Annotated in this window: 16 protein-coding genes; 2 read left to right on the plus strand and 14 right to left on the minus strand. The window is 25.3% G+C overall.

The features are described from left to right. Positions 1-28: 28 nt before the first annotated feature. The 5 genes from gpmI to AAHM84_RS03755 form a co-directional block, all read right to left on the minus strand. Entirely contained in the window at positions 29-1,615 is a 1,587-nt protein-coding gene (gene gpmI / locus AAHM84_RS03735) for a 2,3-bisphosphoglycerate-independent phosphoglycerate mutase (protein WP_342258593.1), read from the minus strand. 2 nt (positions 1,616-1,617) lie between these two features. Beyond that, on the minus strand, positions 1,618-2,436 hold the full coding sequence (locus AAHM84_RS03740; protein WP_342258594.1) for an HAD family hydrolase: 819 nt from the start codon (positions 2,434-2,436) through the stop codon (positions 1,618-1,620). A gap of 9 nt (positions 2,437-2,445) precedes the next feature. After that, positions 2,446-3,195: a triose-phosphate isomerase gene (gene tpiA / locus AAHM84_RS03745; RefSeq protein ID WP_342258595.1), complete on the minus strand. Its 750-nt coding sequence runs from the start codon at positions 3,193-3,195 to the stop codon at positions 2,446-2,448. A gap of 92 nt (positions 3,196-3,287) precedes the next feature. Further along, positions 3,288-4,013 (minus strand): glucosamine-6-phosphate deaminase, encoded by a 726-nt coding sequence (nagB, locus tag AAHM84_RS03750; protein WP_342258596.1) that lies wholly within the window; start codon positions 4,011-4,013, stop codon positions 3,288-3,290. Between the two features lie 29 nt (positions 4,014-4,042). Continuing rightward, on the minus strand, positions 4,043-4,768 hold the full coding sequence (locus AAHM84_RS03755; RefSeq protein ID WP_342258597.1) for a hypothetical protein: 726 nt from the start codon (positions 4,766-4,768) through the stop codon (positions 4,043-4,045). A gap of 129 nt (positions 4,769-4,897) precedes the next feature. On the opposite strand from AAHM84_RS03755, the gene AAHM84_RS03760 reads away from it, so the two are divergent. Further along, positions 4,898-6,256 (plus strand): FAD-dependent oxidoreductase, encoded by a 1,359-nt coding sequence (locus AAHM84_RS03760; protein ID WP_342258598.1) that lies wholly within the window; start codon positions 4,898-4,900, stop codon positions 6,254-6,256. Positions 6,257-6,303: 47 nt separating this feature from the next. Here the strand turns inward: AAHM84_RS03760 and AAHM84_RS03765 are convergent, their stop codons facing one another. After that, positions 6,304-7,866, minus strand: coding sequence for a formate--tetrahydrofolate ligase (locus tag AAHM84_RS03765; protein WP_342258599.1), 1,563 nt, complete (start codon positions 7,864-7,866; stop codon positions 6,304-6,306). 41 nt (positions 7,867-7,907) lie between these two features. On the opposite strand from AAHM84_RS03765, the gene AAHM84_RS03770 reads away from it, so the two are divergent. After that, positions 7,908-8,750: a bifunctional 5,10-methylenetetrahydrofolate dehydrogenase/5,10-methenyltetrahydrofolate cyclohydrolase gene (locus AAHM84_RS03770; RefSeq protein ID WP_342258600.1), complete on the plus strand. Its 843-nt coding sequence runs from the start codon at positions 7,908-7,910 to the stop codon at positions 8,748-8,750. On the opposite strand, the gene AAHM84_RS03775 is transcribed toward AAHM84_RS03770, so the two are convergent. The 8 genes from AAHM84_RS03775 to leuS all read right to left on the minus strand — a co-directional run bounded on the left by AAHM84_RS03775 (position 8,747) and on the right by leuS (position 23,410). Continuing rightward, positions 8,747-10,576: a hypothetical protein gene (locus AAHM84_RS03775; protein ID WP_342258601.1), complete on the minus strand. Its 1,830-nt coding sequence runs from the start codon at positions 10,574-10,576 to the stop codon at positions 8,747-8,749. The genes AAHM84_RS03770 and AAHM84_RS03775 overlap by 4 nt on opposite strands. Before the next feature lie 91 nt (positions 10,577-10,667). Further along, complete coding sequence (locus AAHM84_RS03780) at positions 10,668-11,234, minus strand: 4Fe-4S single cluster domain-containing protein (RefSeq protein ID WP_342258602.1); 567 nt, start codon at positions 11,232-11,234, stop codon at positions 10,668-10,670. Positions 11,235-11,256: 22 nt separating this feature from the next. Continuing rightward, entirely contained in the window at positions 11,257-13,068 is a 1,812-nt protein-coding gene (locus AAHM84_RS03785) for an AAA family ATPase (RefSeq protein WP_342258603.1), read from the minus strand. An 8-nt stretch (positions 13,069-13,076) separates the two neighbouring features. Further along, the gene (locus AAHM84_RS03790) at positions 13,077-14,168 is read right to left on the minus strand and encodes a hypothetical protein (RefSeq protein ID WP_342258604.1); all 1,092 of its coding nucleotides are present in this window, start codon (positions 14,166-14,168) and stop codon (positions 13,077-13,079) included. 2 nt (positions 14,169-14,170) lie between these two features. After that, positions 14,171-16,444, minus strand: a complete 2,274-nt coding sequence (locus AAHM84_RS03795; protein WP_342258605.1) for a hypothetical protein — start codon at positions 16,442-16,444, stop codon at positions 14,171-14,173. A 4-nt stretch (positions 16,445-16,448) separates the two neighbouring features. Then, the gene (locus tag AAHM84_RS03800) at positions 16,449-20,306 is read right to left on the minus strand and encodes an AAA domain-containing protein (protein WP_342258606.1); all 3,858 of its coding nucleotides are present in this window, start codon (positions 20,304-20,306) and stop codon (positions 16,449-16,451) included. A gap of 83 nt (positions 20,307-20,389) precedes the next feature. Then, positions 20,390-20,914, minus strand: a complete 525-nt coding sequence (locus AAHM84_RS03805) for a ferritin-like domain-containing protein (RefSeq protein ID WP_342258607.1) — start codon at positions 20,912-20,914, stop codon at positions 20,390-20,392. Positions 20,915-20,992: 78 nt separating this feature from the next. Next, positions 20,993-23,410 (minus strand): leucine--tRNA ligase, encoded by a 2,418-nt coding sequence (gene leuS / locus AAHM84_RS03810; protein ID WP_342258608.1) that lies wholly within the window; start codon positions 23,408-23,410, stop codon positions 20,993-20,995. Positions 23,411-23,461: the final 51 nt, after the last annotated feature.

A 23,461-nucleotide genomic window follows, 5' to 3' on the forward strand; every position in this document is an offset into this window, starting at 1 on the left:
TGCAATTTGCATAAGGCTTTCTATTTTTTTATTTTTCAATTAATGATGGTTGGGTCATTTCTTTTGGAGTTTCTACCCCCAGAATTTCACATATTGTTGTTGCTACATCAGCAATTGCAGCATCTTTTTTTCTAATTTTAATTGACTTGTCTGTTATTATAATTGGTACTGGCTGACTTGTATGTTTTTTGTTAGGTCCACCTTCTTTATCAATCATAATTTCAGCATTACCATGATCAGCTGTAATAATCATTGTAGAGCCATTTTTTTCACACGCCTGATAAACTCTTTCTAATTGTTTATCTAAAGTTTTTACACCTTTAATTGCTGCTTGTAAATCACCTGTATGTCCAACCATATCACAGTTAGCATAGTTTAAAACAATTAAGTCAAATTCTTGTGACTCTATTCTTTCAACTAATCTATCAGTAATTTCAACTGCAGACATTTCTGGTTTTAAATCATAAGTTGCAACTTTAGGTGAAGCAATTAAATCTATTGAAGCACCTTTAAGTTTTATTTCCTCTTGTGTTGCTAAACCATTTTTAAAATAATCTTTTCCTCCATCAAAAAAGAAAGTGACATGAGCTATCTTTTCAGTTTCAGCAATTCTTAATTGTTTATAACCCTTTTTACTTAATCATTCACCTAAACCATTGATTACCTCAATTGATTTAAAAGCAATATGATTTGATTTAACTGAGTCTGAGTATTCCATCATACATAAGAAATATATTTGATCACCTAAGAAAGTTAAATTTTTAAAGTTTTGATCACTTCACGCTTCATAATTTTTATTTGTAAATGTACTTGCCATTTGAATTGCTCTATCTGGTCTAAAGTTTATAAAAACTAGTGTATCACCTTTTTTTATAAAACCATTTTCACAAGTTTTATTATAAGCTGGTAAGATACCTTCATCATCTTTTCCTAAATCATATTGCGACTGAATATATTTTGCAGGATCTGTAAATGAATTTTCACAATTTCTATCTACTAATGATTTATAACCTTCTGCAACTCTTTCCATTCTTTTATCTCTATCCATTGAAAAGAATCTTCCTGAAATTGAACCTACTTGTCCAACTTTATATTCTTTAAATAAAGCATTTAATTGTTCTAAGTAATTTAAAGCAACAATTGGTTTTGTATCTCTTCCATCTGTAAATAAATGAATATAAATTTCTTTAACTCCTGCCTTTGCAGCAGCTTTAAAAGTTGCAAACATATGATTCATATGTGAATGAACTCCACCATCAGAAAATAACCCCATTATATGAAAAGCACTATTTTTATCTAATGAGTTTTTAATTGCCTTTTGAATTTCATCATTTGACTCAAATTTATTATCACTAATTGCTTTATTAATTAGTGTTAATGATTCATACTTAATTCTTCCCGCTCCTAAGTGAATATGACCTACTTCAGAATTCCCCATTTGTCCTTCTGGAAGTCCAACTCATTCACCACTTGCATGAGAACTTGCTCACGGATATTGCTTTTTAAGACTTTCTACAAACTCCATGTTTGCTTGAAAAACAGCATTACCTTTTTGTTGTTCTGCAATTCCTCATCCATCTAATATTGCCAATACTACTGGTTTTTTTGTTTTCATTTTTACTCTCCTAGTATATATTTTTTTATTGCTTTGGCCACAGCACCTTCTAAATTTGTATATTGAGATACTTCAGTTGCCTTTGCCTTAATTTCATCATGTGCATTTGCAGGAGCTATTGATAATCCTGCAAATTCAAACATTGGAACATCATTTGCACCATCACCCATTGCCAAGATTTCTTCTTTTTTAATAGAAAACTTTTTAGATAAAAATTCTAATGCATATTTTTTATTAATACCCTTTTTAGTAACTTCTCCTGCTAATGAACCTTCTGTTCAAGAAACCTCTAAACCAATTTCTCTTAATTTTTCTACATATTTTTTATTAGTATTCATTGTCAATATTTTATGACAATCTAACATTTCCATACTTGAATTATAAACTACAGGTTCATAGTCAAAAAAATGAGTTTCATGTTTTAAAACTTTTCCTTTTTCAATTGGCATATTAATATAACTCAATTTATCATTTACAGTATATGCTCAAAGTTCTATTTCGCTAAAATCTTTGTCAGTTTTTAAAATTTCAAAAGCTTTAAGAGCTGTTTTTTTATCAATTGGATTTGCATCGATTGATTTATTCTCTTTTAAATCATAAATTAATGCTCCATTAAATGCAGCAAAAATAGCTCCATCATTTTTAAAATTAAATAACTCTAATCTATTTAATTTTGTGTGAATTGGTCTTCCAGTTACAAAAACCACTTTTATATTTTTTTCAATGGCTTGATTGATTGGTTCCACATTTTCCATTACAATATCATCTAAAGATTTAAAAGTGGTACCATCCATATCTAAGGCTAAAATTTTATAATTCATATTTATAAATTAACCTTTGTAATTTACTAATCCAAGATAAGAATCTTCAATTAATGATGCACCACCAACTAGTGCTCCATCTATATCCGCTTGCTCTAAAATTTCTTTAATATTTTCTGGTTTAACACTTCCACCATATTGAATTAAAATTTCATCTGCAACTTCTTGATTATAAAGTCCCTTTATAATCTCTCTTATTTCTTTACAAACATTTTGAGCTATTTGTGGAGTTGCAACTTTTCCAGTTCCAATTGCTCAAATTGGTTCATAAGCAATAACTACTTTTTTAGCATCTTGAGCTGATATCCCTGCAAATCCATTAGTAATTTGATTTTTAACTCATTCAATTGTTTTACCACTTTCATAAGTTTTCAAACTTTCTCCGCAACATAAAATTGCAGTAATATTTGCTGCTAATAAGCTTTTTGCTTTATTATTTATCATTTCATCAGTTTCGCCAAAAAAATCTCTTCTTTCTGAGTGACCAATAACTGCATATTTAATACCTAAATCTTGCAACATTGGAACTGATATTTCACCAGTAAATGCTCCTTCTTTTTCAAAGTAACAATTTTGTGCTGCAATTGCTATATTCTTAGCAACTTTTTGTACATCGCTTAGCATAATTGAAGGCACAGCGATACCTGCAATAATATTTTTATCTACTTTAACTTTTGAATCCACAGCTTCAATAAATTTGATTGCTTGTGAGTTTGTTTTGAACATTTTTCAGTTTCCTACAATAATTTTTTTTCTCATTTTTATATGCTCCTCTAATGATTACACTATAATTTTACACCATATTATAATGTTGCAAATTAATTAAAATAAAAAACCCCTTAAGAGTTAACTTATTTTAATAACCTAGCAGCTTCATTGTCAATTACTACTGTTACATCTTTGTGATTTAACAAAATTGAACAAGGTCAATTTTTTGATATTGGCCCTTCTACTAAGTTTTTAACAGCTTCTGCCTTTGCTGAGCCCGTTGCAATTAAAATAATTTTTTTTGCATTCATAATTGATTTCAAGCCCATTGATATTGCTTCAGTTGGTACATCTTTTTCATTTTCAAAAAATCTTGAGTTTGCTTCAATAGTAGATTTTGTTAATTTAACTATTGAAGTTAACCCCTCAAAATCACTTCCTGGCTCATTAAAGCCAACATGACCATTAATTCCTAAACCTAAAAGTTGTAAATCTATTCCACCCTTTTGAGAAATTAATTCATCATATTTTTGTGCTTCATTATTAGTTTCAATCATTCCACTTGGTACAAAAGTGTTTTTTTGATCAATATTAATGTGATCAAAAAGTTTATTGTTCATAAAATATCTATAAGATTGACTATGTTCTGAACTCAATCCTTTATATTCATCCAAATTAAAAGTTGTAACTTTACTTCAATCAATATTTAGTTCTTTTGATTTAACAATAATATTTTCATAGGTTGTAACAGGTGAGCTTCCTGTTGCTAAACCTAGAACAATATTAGAATTAGACTTAACTTCATTTAATATTAAATCACTTACAATTTTACCTGCTTCATTGTTATCACTAATTTTTATAATTTTCATAAGTATACTTCTCCTCTTATATTCATATATTAACTAATTTTTGAAATTAATTTATTTCAAAAATCAAAATAATTATATAACCCTTCTGTGGCTTCTAATTTAAGACCCAATCTTGGAATCATTCTTTGTAATAATACATAGGTAAGCAATCTATTTTTTCCCCTAAATAAGTACTTTTTATTTTTAATAGAAATTATTACGCCAAAAGTTTCAATGGAGACATCTAAAATTGAAGAAAATTCAATTGTTTTAAGAACATTTTGATTACTATCAGTTAGAAAAATATTTTGATTTGAGAAATAACAATCATAAATTCCCATTAATTGAATCTTTTTTTCAGCAACTTCTGGATTATAGTTGTGGACATTTACACTAGTTTGAATTAAATTTATTCTTTCTTTTTTTTCTAGTTGAAATCTAACTGGAAATTGTTTTAGGGGCCTTCAAGAGTTAAAAACCAATTCCTCCATATCTCTAATAAATCTTTCTTCTTTAGAATTTAAAGTTAGTTCCAATTTTTTTATATTTCTTTTTAGTTTACCAATAAAACCTTCTGAAAGTTTAAAGTTGGCATTTATTCACCTTCAAAGAATTCAATGTTTAAAATAAGTAAATGTATTTTTATCATTTATTTTCTTCTCAACTCTTTTAATATATCACTTTGATTTTCTAGAAAGATTATTCTCATCAAAATACTTAACAAAACCTGATCTTTTTAGATAATAGCTTATATCTCCATTTACTCTTAAAAACATTTTTTACCACCTTTTATTTAAAAAATTATTTATACTCATTTTTATTTTAAATAAATTATTCCAATTCTTTTAAAATTGCTACATTATTCATATATTATTATAATGTAAAAAGATTAAGGAGCAAAACAAATGAAAACTATAGTAATTGGAACTAATCATGCTGGAACAACAGCAGTTAGAACTTTAAGAAGATTAGATAAAAACATGGAAATTACAACTTATGATCAAAATGATAACATATCATTTCTAGGTTGTGGAATCGCTTTATGAGTTAGAGGAGAAGTAAAAGACCCAAATGGTTTATTTTATGCTTCACCTGAAATTTTAGAAAGTGAAAACATAAATGTTAAAATGCAACATCAATGAATTGGTATGGATGCAAAGAAAAAAACAATCAGAGTAAAAAACTTAAAAACAGGAGAAGAATTTGATGATAATTACGACAAATTAGTAATAGCATCAGGTACATGACCAATATTCCCTCCAATTGAAGGAATTGATTTAGAAGGTGTTCAAATTTGTAAGAATTTCCACCATGCCAAAGTTATTAAGGCTGCTAATGATAATCCTGCTATTAAAAAAGTTGCTGTTGTTGGAGCTGGATACATTGGAGTTGAATTAGTAGATGCTTTTGTTGCAAACAAGAAAAAAGTATCATTAATCGATATTGCAGATAGAATTATGCCAGTATATTACGATAGTGAATTTACTGGATTAGTAGAAGAAACAATGAAGGAAAAAGGAGTTAATTTAGCTCTTGGACAAAAAGTTGTTAAATTTGAAGGAAAAAACGGAAAAGTAACTAAAGTTATTACAGATAAAGGTGAAATTGCAGTTGATTATGTAGTATTCTCTGTTGGAGTTATTCCTCAAACACAATTATTAAAAGGTGTAATTGATCTTGATGAAAGAGGAGCAATTAAAACAAATGAATTTATGCAATCTTCTAACAAAGATATCTATGCAGTTGGTGACTGTGCTCAAGTTTACAACTGTTCAATGAAAAAAGATACTCAAATCGCATTAGCAACTACTGCTGTAAGAACTGGTATTCTAGCAGCTGCTAATATTACTCAAGGAAATAAATTAAAAAGCCCAGGATTCACTGGAGCAAATGGAATTGAAGTATTTGGATGAAAAATGGCTTCAGTTGGTATTTCTATGGAAGCATGTAAACGCTTTGGACTTGATGTAGAAGAAGTTATGTTTAAAGATTCTGATAGACCTGAATTTATGTCAACTTATAAAGACGTATGAATTAAAATTATTTGAGAGAAAAAATCAAGAAGAATTATTGGGGCACAAGTTGCTTCTGTAAATAACCATACAGAAGTTATGTATATGTTTGCTTTAGGAATTCAAAAAGGACTTACAATTGATGAATTACCATTAGTTGATATCTTCTTCTTGCCTCACTTTAATAAACCATATAACTTTATTACATTAGCTAGTTTAGAAGTTTTAGGATTAAATTATTTCAAAAAATAATTTATAAATAATAAAAAAATGGAGTTTTAACTCCATTTTTTTTATTTCTATTTTAGTCCTAAAACTATACCGTTTTGCAAATCAATATCTTTTGAGTTTGGAGTTTTATTTAATCCAGGCATGCTCATAACATTATTTGTATAAACAAGAATAAATTTAGCTCCACTATTTACAATTATATCCTCAACAACAATTTTATAGCTTTTTAAATTTCTATCATTTCCATCAATTGAATTTGCCGATTTAACCATGCATACTGGAAGATTTTTATATACTGTCTTATTAATAGCCTTTATTTTCTCTTGAGCTTTTTTGCTAATCTCAAAATCTTTCAAATAATAAAAATTGTTGATTATTTTTTTTATTTTTTCTTCAATTTTTTCATTCTCTTTAATTAAACTTTTAAAATTTTGTTTAATATTACAAATTTCAGCTACTTTTTTAGCCAAAGCCTGAGCACCTACTGCTCCTTTAATATAGGCTTCATTCATTTCTCATAAATAGTTATTCTCATCTAATCATTTTTTTAATTGCTCCAATTGCTCTAAACTATCATTTTCAATAAAGTTTATTGCAACAATTAAATTTAAATTATATTGGCTAACATGTTTTAAATGTTTTTCTAAATGATCAAAATTATTTTCAAAATCTTTGTGCAAATTTAGTGCTCTTAAAGTGACAACCATTACTGTACAATCTGGGATTAAATCATTATCTTGATTTACTACATTGATGTACTTTTCAAATCCTAAATCACTCCCAAACCCTGATTCAACAATGCAATAATCTCCTAAGTTTAATGCTAAATTTGTTGAAATAATTGAGTTTGTTCCTGTAGCAATATTTGCAAATGGGCCACAATGAATTAAGGCTGGAGTATCATATTTTGTTAAAACCAAATTTGGTTTAATTGCATTTTTTAAAATAGCCATTAAAGATCCTGTAATTTTTAATTGCTTTAAAAATATCTCTTTTCCTTTTAAATCATAGGCAATTAGAGAATTATCTAATCTAATTCTTAAATCTTCTAAACTTTTAGATAAGCTTAAAATTGTCATCATATTACTTGCTGCAGTTATTGTAAATTGTTCTTTTCTAGAAACTTTACTACTTATTTTAATATCAACATTTCTTAAAGCTCTATCATTTAAATCCAAACATCTTTTTCATATAACTTGATTTGGATCAATTTTAATATCACTCTTTCAATAAATTTCAGAGTCTATCTGTGCTGAGATTAAATTATTTGCTGTTGTAATAGCGTGAATATCTCCAGTAAAGTGTAAGTTAATTTCATCCATTGGAATAACTTCACTTTCTCCTCCACCAGTTGCAGTTCCTTTTCTACCAAATACTGGTCCTAAACTAGGTTCTCTAAGAGCTAAAATTACATTTTTACCAATATGATTCATTCCATCAGCTAAACCAATTGCTGTAGTTGTTTTACCTTCTCCTGCTGGAGTAGGATTTATTGAAGTCATTAATATTAACTTACCTCTTTTATTATTCATATACTTTTCATAGTTAATTTTTACAATATTTTTGCCATAAAAATCAAAATCTTTTTGATCAATTTTTAGCTTATTTAATGCTTTTAAGATTTTTTCCATTATAATCACCTTTAGAATGTTTCTTAGAAAGGATTTAAGTCATGAATAAAATAATAGATGGTAAATTTTATGCTCAGGAATTAAATACTCGTCTCAAAAATAGTATAGAGCAAATAAATGGAAAAAGAAAACCAAAATTAACAATAATTCAAATTGGCGATAATTTTGCAAGTAATAAGTACATAAAAAATAAATTAAATGCTTGTGAAAAAGTAGGAATTATTGGTGAGTTAAAAAAGTATCAGGAAAATATTAAACAAAGTGAAATAGTTAGAGAAATTGAAAAGTTAAATAAAGATTTAACAGTTGATGGAATAATTGTCCAACTTCCATTACCTTCACATATTAATGAAAAAGAAATTACAGATACAATTTCTCCTTTAAAAGACGCTGATGGCTTTACTCCTATAAATTTAGGAAATGTAATGTTAAATAAATCAAATATTTATCCCGCAACACCTTATGGAATCATAAAGTTACTAGAGTGAAAAAAAATTAATTTAATTGGGGCAAATATTGTAATAATTGGAAGAAGCAATATTGTAGGAAAACCTCTTGCTAATATGCTTATTAATAAATCAGCTACAGTTACAGTATGCAATACTAAAACAAAAGATTTAAAAAGAATTTGTAAAAATGCAGATGTTCTAATTAGTGCTGCTGGTGCTGCAAATTTAGTTACTAAGGATTTTGTGAATGATAAAATGACAATAATTGATGTAGGTGCTAATTTCGTGGATGGCAAGTATTGTGGAGATGTGAAATTTGATGAAGTATTTGAAATAGTTAAATATATTACACCTGTTCCAGGTGGTGTTGGTCCTATGACTATATCTTGTTTATTAGAAAATACATTTAATCTTTATAGTCAAAAGGAGAACTAATTGTTCTCCTTTTTATTATTTTTTAATAAAGAATTTGTTATTAATAAAACTGAAGCAATAACTACAAAAGAGGACATAAGTAAAATCATTCCTAATATAGAAGCCTTAGTTAATAAAATAATCATAAAAAATATACTAGCAATAATTAATGAGAAGAAAGCATTCCCCATAACATGATCAATAATCATAGCTAATGAAAACTCTTCGTCAGTGACAATGCTTTTAAATCTTTTAGCTTTAGTTTTTTCAATTAAAGCATAAGCAGTTCCAAATATAAACATTAGAATAATTAATAAAGAGTAGTAAATATTATTTATACTTGAGAAATTGACATAAATACTTGTTATTAAAAAACTTATAAAGCCAATAACAGATATGATAGTTAATAGCATTGCTATTCTATTTACATTACTATTTTTAAATTTAATAGTTCCAAAAATTGCTTGAGCTAAATATTTTGAAATAAATCCAAAGATTAAAAATAATAACAATGACGCATTTTTTATTTCAGTGCTCATCATAATTTTATTATTTTCAAAACTTAGAAAAAAGAACAATACTAAGGATCAATCTAGAAATTTAAAAAATCCTATAAAGTAATTTTGAATAAATATTTCAGTAAAAAATTTTTTATTACTTTTTAATGTTTTAAAAGAATCCTTATTAATATTTAACACATTTCCCTCAGACATAATATTTGCATTAAATAAGAATAAGCTAATAAGAATAATCATTACTGCTATAAATAAGAATAATATATATAAACTCTTTGAGTAATAATCTATTAGAAAAGGTATTGGTAGTAATAAAAAACCAAAAATAGAATTATATTTAGAGGTCTTATTTTTTAATCCATTCCTTCTTTCAAAACTTTTTATAATCTCAATATTTATTGGCAACAACCCTGCTACAAAAATCCCGAACATAGTTAATCCAGTAAATAATAATGAATTAGCTAGAGTAAAATTATTTGTTTCAAATGAACTAAATGTAAATACCAAAGCAAACAATAATCCAATTGAGTTAATTTTTAAAATATTTAAATTGCCAATTTTTTTAGCTAATTTAATTCACGATGGAGTTATAAATAACATCATTATAGGAACAATTATTATTGATGCTAAATAATTGATATCATTGAATTTTGTTACCATTTTATATGGAACAAAACTAAAATAACTTATTAAAATCATCATTGAAATAATCATAGATGCCAATTGAATATTATAATTTATTTTTTTATTTGAAATCTTCAAAATGTTATTCTCACTTTCTTCAATATATTTTTTAAATGAAATATTATATATAGATGAATATCTTCCCTCAATTTTTAAAAATAGATTTTGAAATCTTTTTAATAAGAAAGGTGTTATTACACAGTACATAAAAAATATTATATAAGCCTCATGCAAATGTGTTAAATATAATGAGTAACCTTCAGTCTTACCATACGTAAAAATTGATACTAGCAAATATAAGGTTGTAATCATTAAAGCAAATACTGGTGCAATTATATAAACTACAATTTTGTTTTTTAATAAAAAATGTCTAAATAAAATTATAGTTATATTAAAAAATAAGTAAATTGTAATTGTACAAATGCTTAAAATAATATCTATTGGCATTAATAAACTTAATAGTGATATTCCAATTGTTGATAAAATTGAAATATTACCTTTCAAAAACAATGCCGTTAGTAGAATAATTAAAAGTGTTAAGTCTACACCTGGTAAAGGTGAAAAAATTAGTTTTAAACACATTGCTAATGAAATCATCATAGCACTTGAAGTAAGATCTAAAATCTTATTACTGACATTTTTATTCATTTTCTATATCCTCTCTTTTATAAATTTATAAAAGAGAAAACGAAAAGAAGTTCACCATACTCTTAACTAAAAAGCTCATAATTATTTCCTTCTATCTTATTTTAAAATTAAACTCTCCATTTTCATTATCAAATATAACACCATCTCCATTCATTGAAAGTCTATCATTATAGATTTGAATTTCAACTTCTGAATGTGGTTGTTCAAAATAATCACAATTTTTATATCTATCTGTTATTTTTATTACTCTTTGATTTTTACTACCAATAAGTCTTCTATTCTTATCTAAAAGTTTCATAATAAATGGTCCATCAATTAAAATATCTATATTTTTTAAAATATCCTTATGTTCTTCGAACATTTGTTCATAAATATATCCCGTAAAACAAATTACTGATAAATTATTTTTTTGACTTCAAATAACAAGTTCCTTTAAGCCATCCGGTTGTAAAAAAGGTTCCCCTCCAATTAGAGTGATACCTTCAATATTAAATAAAGTCTTTGCCTCTAAGATTTTCTCATAAATAAACTCATTTGGCATAAACATCTTTTTTTCTAAACCTAATAATTCCTGATTCGAACATCCATTGCATCCAATAGTGCAACCTTGAAATCAAATAACAAACCTAATTCCTGGCCCTTCAATCTCACTATTCATAAGAAATTTTCCAATATTTAAATTAGCCATTAATATTAAATATTATTTTTCCTTCATTTGTTGAGGTTAAAATTTTAGTTCCAGTTCTTATGCTTTTTAAATTCTGAAATATAAATTCTGAAAGTGGATCTACTAAATTAGTTTCAAGGGAGTTTAAAACATCTCTTCCACCTCTTCTTTCATCAGCATTTTTTAATATAATTTCAATTAAAGTTCTATCAGTTAAATCAATATGCAATTCAGCTTTATACTTTTCATAAATTGCAATTTGGATTGGTTTTACTTTTTGACGTATTATTTTTGCTTTTAAATTTAAATCCTTTATAAAATTGAAAGGAACTATATTATTTCCAAATCTTCCTAAAAGTTCAGGTCTATTTAAATCATTTGTAAAATGATTTTGAACTTTTTTTATAAATTGATTATGAACTTCACTTGCACTTTGATTGGGATCAACTTCTGCTGCTCCAATATTTGAAGTAAATATTATAAACGATTCACTAAAACTAACTGTTTGACCAGTATTATCTGTTAATCTTCCATCTTCAAGAATTTGTAAAAATTTATCAAATATTTTTGGACTTGCCTTTTCAATCTCATCAAATAAAATTACACTAAATGGTTTTTCTTTTACTGAATTTGTCAGTTGTCCTCCACCCTCAAAACCAACATATCCAGGAGGTGCTCCAATTAATTTCTGATCTGCATTTTCTTGTCCATACTCTGACATATCAAACCTTATAAGGTTCGCCTCATCATTAAATAAAAAAGTTGTAATAGCTTTTGCAAGTTCCGTTTTTCCAGTTCCAGTTGGACCTACAAAAAATAAAGTTCCTTTTGGTTTACTTCTTTTTGAAGAAAAAGTTATTCCAGTAAGCCCAGTATAAGCCTTATAAATTACTTTTGCTACTTTTGCAACAGCCTCATCTTGTCCAATAACTTTTGAAGAAAGTTCTTGTTTTATTGTCAACATTTTTTCATAACTTAATTCTTCTCATGGAGAAGTCTTTTCTCCATAATTGTATATATTAAACATTTTATTAAAAGTAATTGGCGTTGCAAAATTACAACTGAACTTTGCAAAATGAGATAATTCTTTAAGTGTTCAACCTTCTGTTGCATCAACTATATTTTCAAACTCTGTTGAGATATCTGTAACTTGAATTCTCAATTTAATTGTAGATAAAAATTGCTTTCTTTCATCTCTACTTGGTTTTGGTAATGTTGAAATAATAATTTCAGGATTATCTAAGTATAAACTAGGTGGTAATTGATTTATTTTTTTAGTTAAAAAAACAATACAGTTTGTTAGTTCATCAATTCTTGAAATTGAAAATTTAGATTCTTTTAATGTCTTTGAAAATTCTGTTAAAACAGCTCTATCATCAACATCTAATCCTTGGTCACTGAAAACAAAATTAGTATAATCTGCTACAAAGCCAATTTTTCTTTCATCTTCTCTATTAATATTTTTATTTAAAAGAGTAAAGAAGTCAATTGGTTTTTTTAGAACTAAATGATCTTTAAAATCGCTTTTATCAATATCACCATTGAATAACTCATCAAATTCATTACCAATAAATTCTCCATTACTTGATTTAATGGAAGAACTAGTAATTAGGCTCGTTATTTTTTTTCCTTTTAGCCCAGAATTTTGGTCAAAAATAAATTTATCAGAGTATTTTTTTTGATCAAAAATACTAAAAATTATATCGTGGATATTTACATATTTACCCTCGAATTCATAAATATCATCTATATTCCCCTCAATTATAATTGCCTTTTTAATACCTATTAAATTTTTTAACTGGTTTAATTCTCTCTTTACACTCATAAATTCACCTACTTACTTGAGTTCTTATTTTTTTTGTTATTTATATTTTGCTTGTTTTTAGCAATATATTTTGGTTCTCTATACTGCTTATTAAATTCTTTACTTGAATGTAAGTTAAATTCTTTAAGTTTATTTAAAAAAGCCTGAGCATCAGCATCATGCTCATGACCTTCAAACCCTTCTCAATTATAAACAAAACTTCCATCTAATTTTACAACAAAGTCTGCTGTTTCACCAGTCAGTTTTTCACCATGAATAAGAATTAAATTTTTCTCTTTTATTTTTCTTATATTTTCTTCTTTTACTATATAACCAACTTCTCTTATTGACTTAACAATTTTTATTACATTATCTTTTCTAATTGCTTCTTGTTCAGCTAATTTTGATGAGCTTATAAAATAGTCTTTTATATCTTTTTGATAATTTTTTGTTTCTTTTAAGGAGATTAATTTATTAGCTTGCTCTTTAATAGCAGTTAATAAATCTGAATCCTCTTTATATAATTGAATTGAATTTTTAACTATTTCCTTACTCATTACTCTATTAGAAGTTTTAAACTGCTTTAGTTCTTCAGTTATTAAATTAATAATTTCTTCAGGTTTTTTATTAATCAATCTATGTTGATTTTTTTCAAACATTTCTTTAATGAAAAGTTTATCTTTTTCATTTTTATATTTACTAATTAATTCATTTTTAAAACTTATTAAATCCCTAAAATTATCTTTAGTAAATACTTTTAAAATATTCTCTTGTTCTTTTATTAATACATCTCTTTTTAAACTAACCACCTGAACTTTAAATTCAGCTAACGTATCACGTTTTCTCTCTGCATATCTTTGAATTTCATGATAAGTTTCAATTGCAACATGTGTATTTGTAGAAAGATCTCTTTCATAAGTATTTCTTGCCAAATCCTTTTCTTCCTTTTTTAATTCTTCTAACAGCTTTTCAATTTCTTTTTTATAAAATCCTGAATTATCAATTTGCTCACAATGTGATATTAATTCAATAATATATTCAATTAATACATCAATATCTTTTTTGATAAATGAAAACTGTTTTTCACAATTAATTAAAATTTCTTCAGCTGACATACTCATGCTTATTTTCCTCCAAACATATTAGTATACTTTAATAAATCAGTTTGTGTATATTTTCTCTCTTTTCCAAAAATAATATTTAAGGCTTTTTTATAATAATTATCATTATTTTTTAAAATCTTATCTACAATTTTAGGCTTATTTAAAACATTTTTAACTCATATTAATTTTAACTCAATTGGCATATTATATATTTTTTTATCTATAAATTCATTTATATCATTTTCTATCTTATTTATATAATTTCCAGCCATAATTTTAACTTTATAATCTATTATTTCTTCTGTTTTTTGAAGAAACTGTTCACTTTTATATTTGTAATAATATCTATAAAAATCTGTTAACGAGTCAGATAAATTTAAAAGATACTGATCAAAATTTTCAATATCTAATGAGTTACCAACCAACTCTATAATAGAATCCAATAAAAATTTATAATTCTCTTCTACAAATTTATAGTTAGAAATATATAATTCCTTAGTTATTTTTCCAATAATATTTAAAGTTTGAGCATGTTGAGTTCATACATCAGAGTTATATTTATTATCAACAAACATCTCTGCTCTATTATTTGTTTTGAAATATTTTGTTAATACACCTAAAGAATCTCTAACATTATATTTTCAACCATCAATTGAATTTTTTTCTAAATAACTATTAATTCTATAAATATTTTCAATTGTACTTTGCATATTTATTTTGTCGAATATATCCAATATATTTTTTGTATCAATAAATTGATAATTTTCTAATATATCAAATAATTCATCATCTGTTCTTTCATTAGATATTTTTATAATTAAATTTTTTGCAACTCTTTCTAATATTAAAGATAATTTTCTATCGGTTTTTTCTGCTAAATATTGTTTAATAGCATTATAATTTTGCCCAAAATCAACCGTCTTAAGTAAAAATTCTTCAAGAATTGCAGAGACTTTTTCTTCTAAACCAAGACGTTCCAAAATTAAGTATATATTCATTGATATATCATACTTTTTATTTATAAGTGAATCTTCAAATTTTTCTAAAGCATTATCTATACTAGATATAAATAGATTTGCTAAATCAATATGTTCAGTTGGGTTTTTATACTTATAAATAACAGGAATATTTATATTAATAGACTCAAAAGATTTATTTGCCAATAAAAAACTATTTGACATATTTTTAGAATCCAAATAGACAAAAGAATTATTTTGTAAAATTTCATTGTCAATATGGCCAACATAAAAAATTAGCTTATTATCTATTACACTTATTGTTTTTGTATTTCTTTTGGAATTATAGAAAATAATTATTTCAATGTTTTTTGCTAACTCTTTACTCTTTATAATTTCATCATCTGATTTTATAAATTGATCATTTATTAACATTAAATTATAACTTGTTTTAATATTTAAATTTGAAAATAAGTCTGGGTTAGACATAAAGTCATTTTTATTTTTTATATGTAACTCTGGCATAAATAATTTTTTTATTTTTTCATCATACTTACTTAAGATACTTTTCAAAATATCTAATGCCATATTAGGATTGAATCTTAAATAGTCATCAAAAAAATTGCTCTCAGTTTTAATTTTATAAGTACCATTATCAAATAACTCAATTCAAGCTTCTATGGCTGCTGTATCATTTTGAATATACTTTTCAAAGTTACTAATATCATTTATTGATTCTTGCGCTTCATTTATAACATCCCTTAAAAAAGAATTATCTCCAAAAATGTCAGGATTTTGGTCTATAAATTCAGAACATGAATTGTAAAGTCACTCATTATTTGAGAACTCTTTTTTATCTATTGTTGTAGAAAGTTTGTGAGTAAACTTAACATCGCTTACTCTTTTTTTTCAATTAATTTCATTGATAATTTCCTTATTCTTATAAACAGGATCTATATAAAATTTTATATCTTGAAATTTATTATCTTGAGAAATTGTGTACGTTCCCTTTTTAAACTCTTCTTTTAATTTTAAGTCAATTGAAAAATTATTAATTGGTGTATTCATATTTAATAGTCCTACACCAACTTTATTTTGACCAATTTCTATTACTTTAAAATTTATTAACTCTCTTAAGGCTCTCTCAAAAAGAATTTTATTTTTGATATTAAAATCTTCTTCCAAAATATCATTAATATTTTTATTTTTATTTGGATGTTCTATTATAATTAATAAAATTAAAAATTCCATAAATGTAGGTTTTCTTATTTCAGAATACTTTATTTTTAATGGTATATAAAATTTTTCATATTGAATTTCAATTTTATTAAATATCATTTTTCTAATCCTCCATTATTTCATTAGGTTTAAGTAAACAACCTTCAAACTCAAGTTTTGATATTATATCAGCATAAACTTGATAACTATTTGAAACACTTGGGTCATCAATAGTTGGTATCTTAACAGTTATATCATTTACTGCTCTTTGAGCCCCTATTATTATTAGTAATTCTCTTGCTCTTGAAAAAGCTACATTTATTCTTTCATATTTTTTTAGAAAGTCTCTTCCAGATTTAGTTGATAACTTTTCTGGATTTCTTACTAAGTTTACTAAAACATAATCTGCTTCTTTTCCTTGAAAATCATCAACTGTATTAATTACTATATTTATATTTTTAAAGTTAGCAATATTGATCTCTTTTTTTAATTTATTTACATGCAGTCCATAAAAACTAATTACAGCAACACTTGGTTTTATTTTTTGTTTTTTCTCTAAAACTGCTTTATCAATTTTAATTAATAATTGTTTGGTTAATTTTATTTCTAAATCATTAAATAAACTAGTTGAAAAATCTTCACTTTGTTCATAACTAATTTCATTTTTTACATTATATGTAGAATCAACTCAATAAGAAGAATTTCTTGAGTTAATTATTTCTTTATTAAAATGATTAATAATTTTTAAGTCATGTCTTTTTTGCTCACTTACTTGTGACTCAACTTTTAATTGTCCATCATAAAATTTATTTACAATTTCCATAATTTGTTCATGACTTCTATACTGAGTTTTAAGAATAGTAGTTATATTTTTATTTTTTGCAGATATAAGTTTCTTAAAAGCAGAATCATCTAATAATTCATACATCAAATTATAATTGTAATCTTTATTAAAATGTTTATTAACATCTTCAACATCATTTGGTTGCAATTTTAATATTGGTGGTAATTGTCTGTAATCACCTACTAATATTAAAGATTTACCATAAATTAAAGGCATTAAGATTTCCAATATAGTAGCCTTTGAAGCTTCATCAATTATAACAACATCAACATCCATGTTTCTTAAATTTAATTCTTCCAGCCCTAATTTATTAGCAAAGTTATCTTTTGTAAATTTAAATAAATTTGTAGATGTTAGTGTCATTGAATATACGTTAACTAAATTATCCAAAATGGTTTTTATGTATTTTTGACTATCTTTAAAAGTTTGACCAGTAAAATTCTTTGAGGCAAGTTCTTCATTAAAATTATTTGTTATTTTATAATTGTCATTTAAATATTTTATTATTGAAGAGTACATTTCTGAAAAGTTTTCTTTTCTTATTCTACCTTGTTTCAACTTTTTTTCTAAATTTTTTAATTCCGATTTTACCTGTTCTTCTAAATCAATATCAGTTAGGCCAAGGTCTAATGAAAACTTATCATTAACTACTTTTATCAATTCTCTAAGCTCTCTAGCACTTGATCCAGCATTTTCAGCTAAATTATTCTTTGTAACTATTAATTGATTTTTTTCAATTTCAAATTTATCTAAATTAAAATCTGAGAATACTTCATTCTCTTTATTTTGTAATCTTAATTCTATTTCTACTTTTAAATTTCTTAGGCTAACCAAAAAAGTTTCAAATATTTTATTTAATTCATTAACTTTAATATCAGTTCTTAAAATTTGTTCCAGACCTTTAATTCTGCTTTCTTCTTTTTCAGCTAAATCAAAATCAGCATTTCTTTTGTACTTGTTTAAAATTAATTTTGATTTTTTAATTTCTAAAAATGCTTCATTTTTATAATAAACTTCATTTACAATTTCTTTTATTAATAAGTAAGGATTTAAAAAATCTTTTGGATCAAAATTTAAATTTATATAAACAAAATTGTTTAATTCAAATTTAATTGAATTTTCATAACAACTAATTATTCTTTCTCCCACATTAATTAAGGCATCAAATTCTTTTGTCGATATAGTCTCAATTAAATTTATTACATTTATTAATTCCTCTTTTAATAAATTTTTTGATCTAACCTTTTCTAATTTTTTTTCTTTAAAAGCTGTTATTTGATTATTCAAATCATCTATTTTTTCTTGAATACTTCTAACTTGATTATTATTTTGATAAAAACTTTTATTCGCGTTTATTAATCTTTCTAATTCATTTTTATAATTATTAAATTCCTTTATTAAATTTTCATCATTGTTCATATCATCAAAAGCTCTTTTTCCAATAGCCTTATAATAATTGTAAAGAACTCTATCAGGCGAATAACTATTTGAAGATTGTGATTTTATATTTAACTGATTTGTTAATCTTATTTTATTAAGATTAGGGTCAATTGGTAATCTGTCAACAACATTTTTAATAGCTTCATGATTCTGACTTGAAATAAGAACCTTTCTATTTATTTTTGCTAATTGAGTTATTATTTCACAAATTACTTGAGTTTTTCCAGTTCCAGGAGGTCCTTGCAAAATAAAAATATCTTTTGTATTAATAGCTTTTCTTACTGCATCCTTTTGTTCAGCATTTAAAGTAAAATTAAAGTCTGTATCTTCTATTCTAATATCATTTGACACTTCTGATAATTCTACTAGCTTTGTATTAAATAAATAATTTATTAAATAAGGGTTTTTTGTATTTCCCTCTGATACTTTTTTTATTACTTGCTTAGACCTTTCAATTAGAACATCTTCACCAATTCCAGTATATGCAATGTATCCTGAACTTAAAGATTCTAAATTACTATTTAAAAATATTGACTCATCAAAATCCTGTTCAATTTCAAAGTTTATTTTTTTGACTTTTCATTGTTGCATTTCTTTTGGGTTATTTTTCATTAATATATCAAATTCATTTTTTTCCCCAAGAAAAATATTTTTACTATTTTTCATTCAATAATTTGCAAAACTTATTTCTTCATCTGAAACACCTAGCATATTTGATACTTGTAATATATTTTTAATGTCATTAATTTTATCAAGATCAAAATCAAAAATTTCATGAATATTTTTAATAAGTTCATGGGTAGTTAAAATATTTTTATTCATTTTTATTGGTACAAGAGATAAGTCTTTTGTTTTTTTAATTCTATTAATTTTTTCTAATTCATCAGTTAAAAGGTCCAAAGTAACTACATAAGAAATTTGATATGGAATTCTTTTATTTTTTAAATAAGATTCTGAATTTACTAATAAATATTTATAGGCTCTAGTTTTAAATTCTTTAATCTCATACTCAAATACGTTAGAGTCAAAATAAATTTTATCTATTCTCATTACCTTTTGATAGTTTAAACCCAAATAAGGTAAAGATTTTTTTCTATCTAGTTTCAATAAATCATCACTAAATTCTAAATAGTTCAATCATTTATCTTTTTCTTCTTCAAATGTAGATAGTAATTTTCCTATTTCAGAAAGATTAGAAGAGTTTAAAACATTTCTTCTAATTAACTCTTCATCTTTAATTTGACCTTGATTTCTAATTATTAGAATTTGTGATTCTTGTATTATTGTTTCAAACTCTTGAGCTACTGGCTTTAATCTTGTCATAAATATAGAACTTATAATAAGAGAAGCATTCATAGTATCAATGTTTACATAAAACCCAAGATAAGTTCCTTCAGGTAAAAGACTTTGATTTTTTGAGTCTAACTCAATTCTTATAATTCCATTATAAGATGCTTTATTCTTATCTTTTTTAGAGAATTGTCTGGTTTTGTTGTCTAAAAGACAGATAAATGATTTTTTAGCAAGAGAGCTTCTCAAAAAGTTTTGAAACTCCACACAAGTATTTATACCCCTTATATCTAATTGTTCTATTATTTGATCTAAACTAGATGGGTTTTCTTTAAATTGAACATTTTGTAAAAAAGAGAAGTCTAATATTATTTCCTTAACTGCATTATTCTCAATAATATTTGACATAAATCAGCCCTCACTTTTGTCTTAAATTATTATAACATTTTTAGTTAATTAAAAAATATCAACCAAAAGGCTGATATTAGAATTTAATCTTGATGTGGTGCAAATGGGTCAACTACTGCCAAAGTATTTGGGTTCTCTCTTTTTAATACTTTTTTATCTATTTCATAATGATTTCCATTAGACATTCGAATTCAATCAAGTAAATCATTTGTTTCTGATATTTCTTCAAAGAAATCAATTGCAAATCATTCATAGAATTTCACTGTTGTAAAATCTGATTTTTCCTTTGCATTTTTTGTGAATTCATCTGTAATTTTTGCAAAATGTGTTCTACAACTAATGTACTCTTGCAAAATTTCTACAATGTTTTTAAAATCCTTATTTTTAATTTCTATTGAAGATATTTTATATCCTTGACCCTTATCTAAAAGGTAATTCATTATTCTTCTCTGATGTAAAAACTCATCTTGAGCTTGTACTTGAAAAAAGTGTGTAAAACCTGGATAACCAAGTTCATCACATTTTTTACTCATATTAAAACAATTTAATTGCATTTTAATATGTTCGTTAATGTAATCTTGAAGATTACTTAAAATTAATTTATCCATAAAAATTCTCCTTTAGTATTATTATAATCTCTTGAGAATATAATATATTTAAATTAAGTAAAAAACTTTTAAGTTAATTTATTTAATAACAATATTTACAATTTTATCTAAAACAGCTATTTCTTTTAATATTTGTTTGTTCTTAATTTGCTCTTTTATGACATCAAGAGATTTAGCTTTTTCTATTAATTCCTCTTTTTGAGTACCTTTATCAACTTCAAAAGTCGCTCTTAACTTACCATTTATTTGAACAGCAATAGTAACAACTGAAAGAGATAATTTAGATTCATCATAGTTTGGTCATGCTTCTAAACATACACTTGATTTATTATCCAATTTTTCTCATAATTCCTCAGCTAAATGTGGAGCATAAACAGAAAGCATTTTAATAAAGTTAAAAATGTATTCTTTATAAATTGGTTGAGTTTCTTTATAGACTGAATTTACAAACATCATTAATTGTGAAATTGCAGTATTGAATTTGCAATCTTCAATCATTTGAGTTGTTTTTTTAACAACATCATTATAAATGAAATCAAGATTATGATTATTTTTATCTGTTAATTTAATATTTTCAATCATTCTATATACTCTATCCAGTCATTTTCTAGCTCCGTCAAGTCCTTTATAACTTCAAGGTAAAGAAGCCTCTAATGGTCCCATAAATACCTCATATAACCTTAAAGTATCAGCTCCATGGGAATCAATAATTTCATCAGGGTTAATTACATTACCCTTAGACTTACTCATTTTTTCACCATTATCTGCCAAAATCATTCCTTGATTTATTAATTTTTGAAATGGCTCTTTTGTTGGCACAACTCCTAAATCAAATAATACTTGATGCCAAAATCTTGCATAAAGTAAATGAAGAACTGCATGCTCTTGACCACCAATATAAAGGTCAACTGGTAATCATTTTTTAAATAATTGCATTGCCTCTTTTGAGTTAATATCTACTAAATTATTAGGACTTGTTGTCAAAATGTAGGCCAAATAATATCAACAACTTCCTGCTCATTGAGGCATTGTATTGGTTTCTCTTTTTGCTGACTTGCCTTTAAAATCTATATTTACTCAATCAGACAAATTTGCCAATGGTGATTCTCCAGTTCCTGAAGGTTTAATATAATCTGTTTTAGGTAACTCTAATGGTAAATCCTTTTCATCGATTAAAGCTATTTGACCATCTTCTAAAAAGACTATTGGAAATGGCTCACCATAAAATCTTTGTCTTGAAAATAATCAATCTCTTAATTTATAGTTGATTTTTTTTTCGGCTTTTTTTATTTTTTCTAATTTATTAATTACCAAATCAATAGCTTCTACTTTGGATAAACCATTTAAAAAATCTGAGTTAATTATTTTTGACTCACCCACAAAGGCTTTTGATTCATCTTTGGTTTCTAATACAAATTTGATTGGTAGATTATACTTTACTGAGAATTTTCAATCTCTTTCATCATGACCAGGCACAGCCATTACTGCACCTGTTGCATAATCATTTAATACATAATCTGCTACCCAAACAGGTAATTCTTCTTTTGTAAAAGGATTTATAACATAACTTCCTGTAAAGATACCAGTTTTATCTTTTGAGTCATCTTGTCTTTCAATTTCAGTTTTACTTTTTGTTAAAGTAATATATTCTTGAACTTTCTTTTTATTTTCTGCAGTAGTTAGTTTTAAAGTTAATTCATTTTCTGGAGCAAGAACAATATATGAAACTCCAAAAATTGTATCTGCTCTTGTTGTAAATACATTTATTTTTTCCTTATTATCTTTAACATCAAATTTTATAATTGCTCCCTCAGATTTACCTATTCAATTTTTTTGTAATTCTTTTACTGAATTTGGTCAATCTAACGAGTCTAAACCTTCTAATAATCTATCAGCGTATTTTGTAATTTTTAAAACTCATTGCTTCATTGGTTTTTTCACTACTTCAAATCCACCAATATCAGAAACCATTTTCCCATTCATTGAAACAACTTCTTCATTTGCAAGAACAGTTCCTAGTCCTTCACATCAATTTACACTTGCTTGTCTAATTTCAGCCAATCCCTTTTTATAAAGTTGTTGAAAGATTCATTGAGTAATCTTGTAATAATTTGGGTCACTTGTATTTACTTCTTTATTGTAATCGTAACTAAAACCCAATTTTTTTAGTTGTTTTCTAAAAGTAATAATATTTTTAGCTGTAAATTCTCGTGGATCATTTCCAGTTTTTAAAGCATATTGCTCTGCTGGCAGACCAAAGGCATCTCACCCAATTGGATGAAGTACATCGTATTGTTGCATTCTTCTCATTCTTGCAAAAACATCTGTTGCAGTATAACCTTTAGGATGACCAACATGAAGTCCTGCTCCACTAGGATATGGAAACATATCTAAAATATATGCCTTTTTATCTTTATTGCTAGTTGTTCTATATGTATTATTTTCTTCTCAAAACTTTTGTCATTTTTTTTCTATTGCTTTATGTGAAAATTCCATTTTATTACCTCTTTTATTAACTTTAAATATTTTACATTAAATATTAATTAG

This window comes from Spiroplasma endosymbiont of Dioctria linearis (assembly GCF_964030865.1).
Classification (GTDB): Bacteria; Bacillota_I; Bacilli_A; order Mycoplasmatales; family Mycoplasmataceae; genus Spiroplasma_A.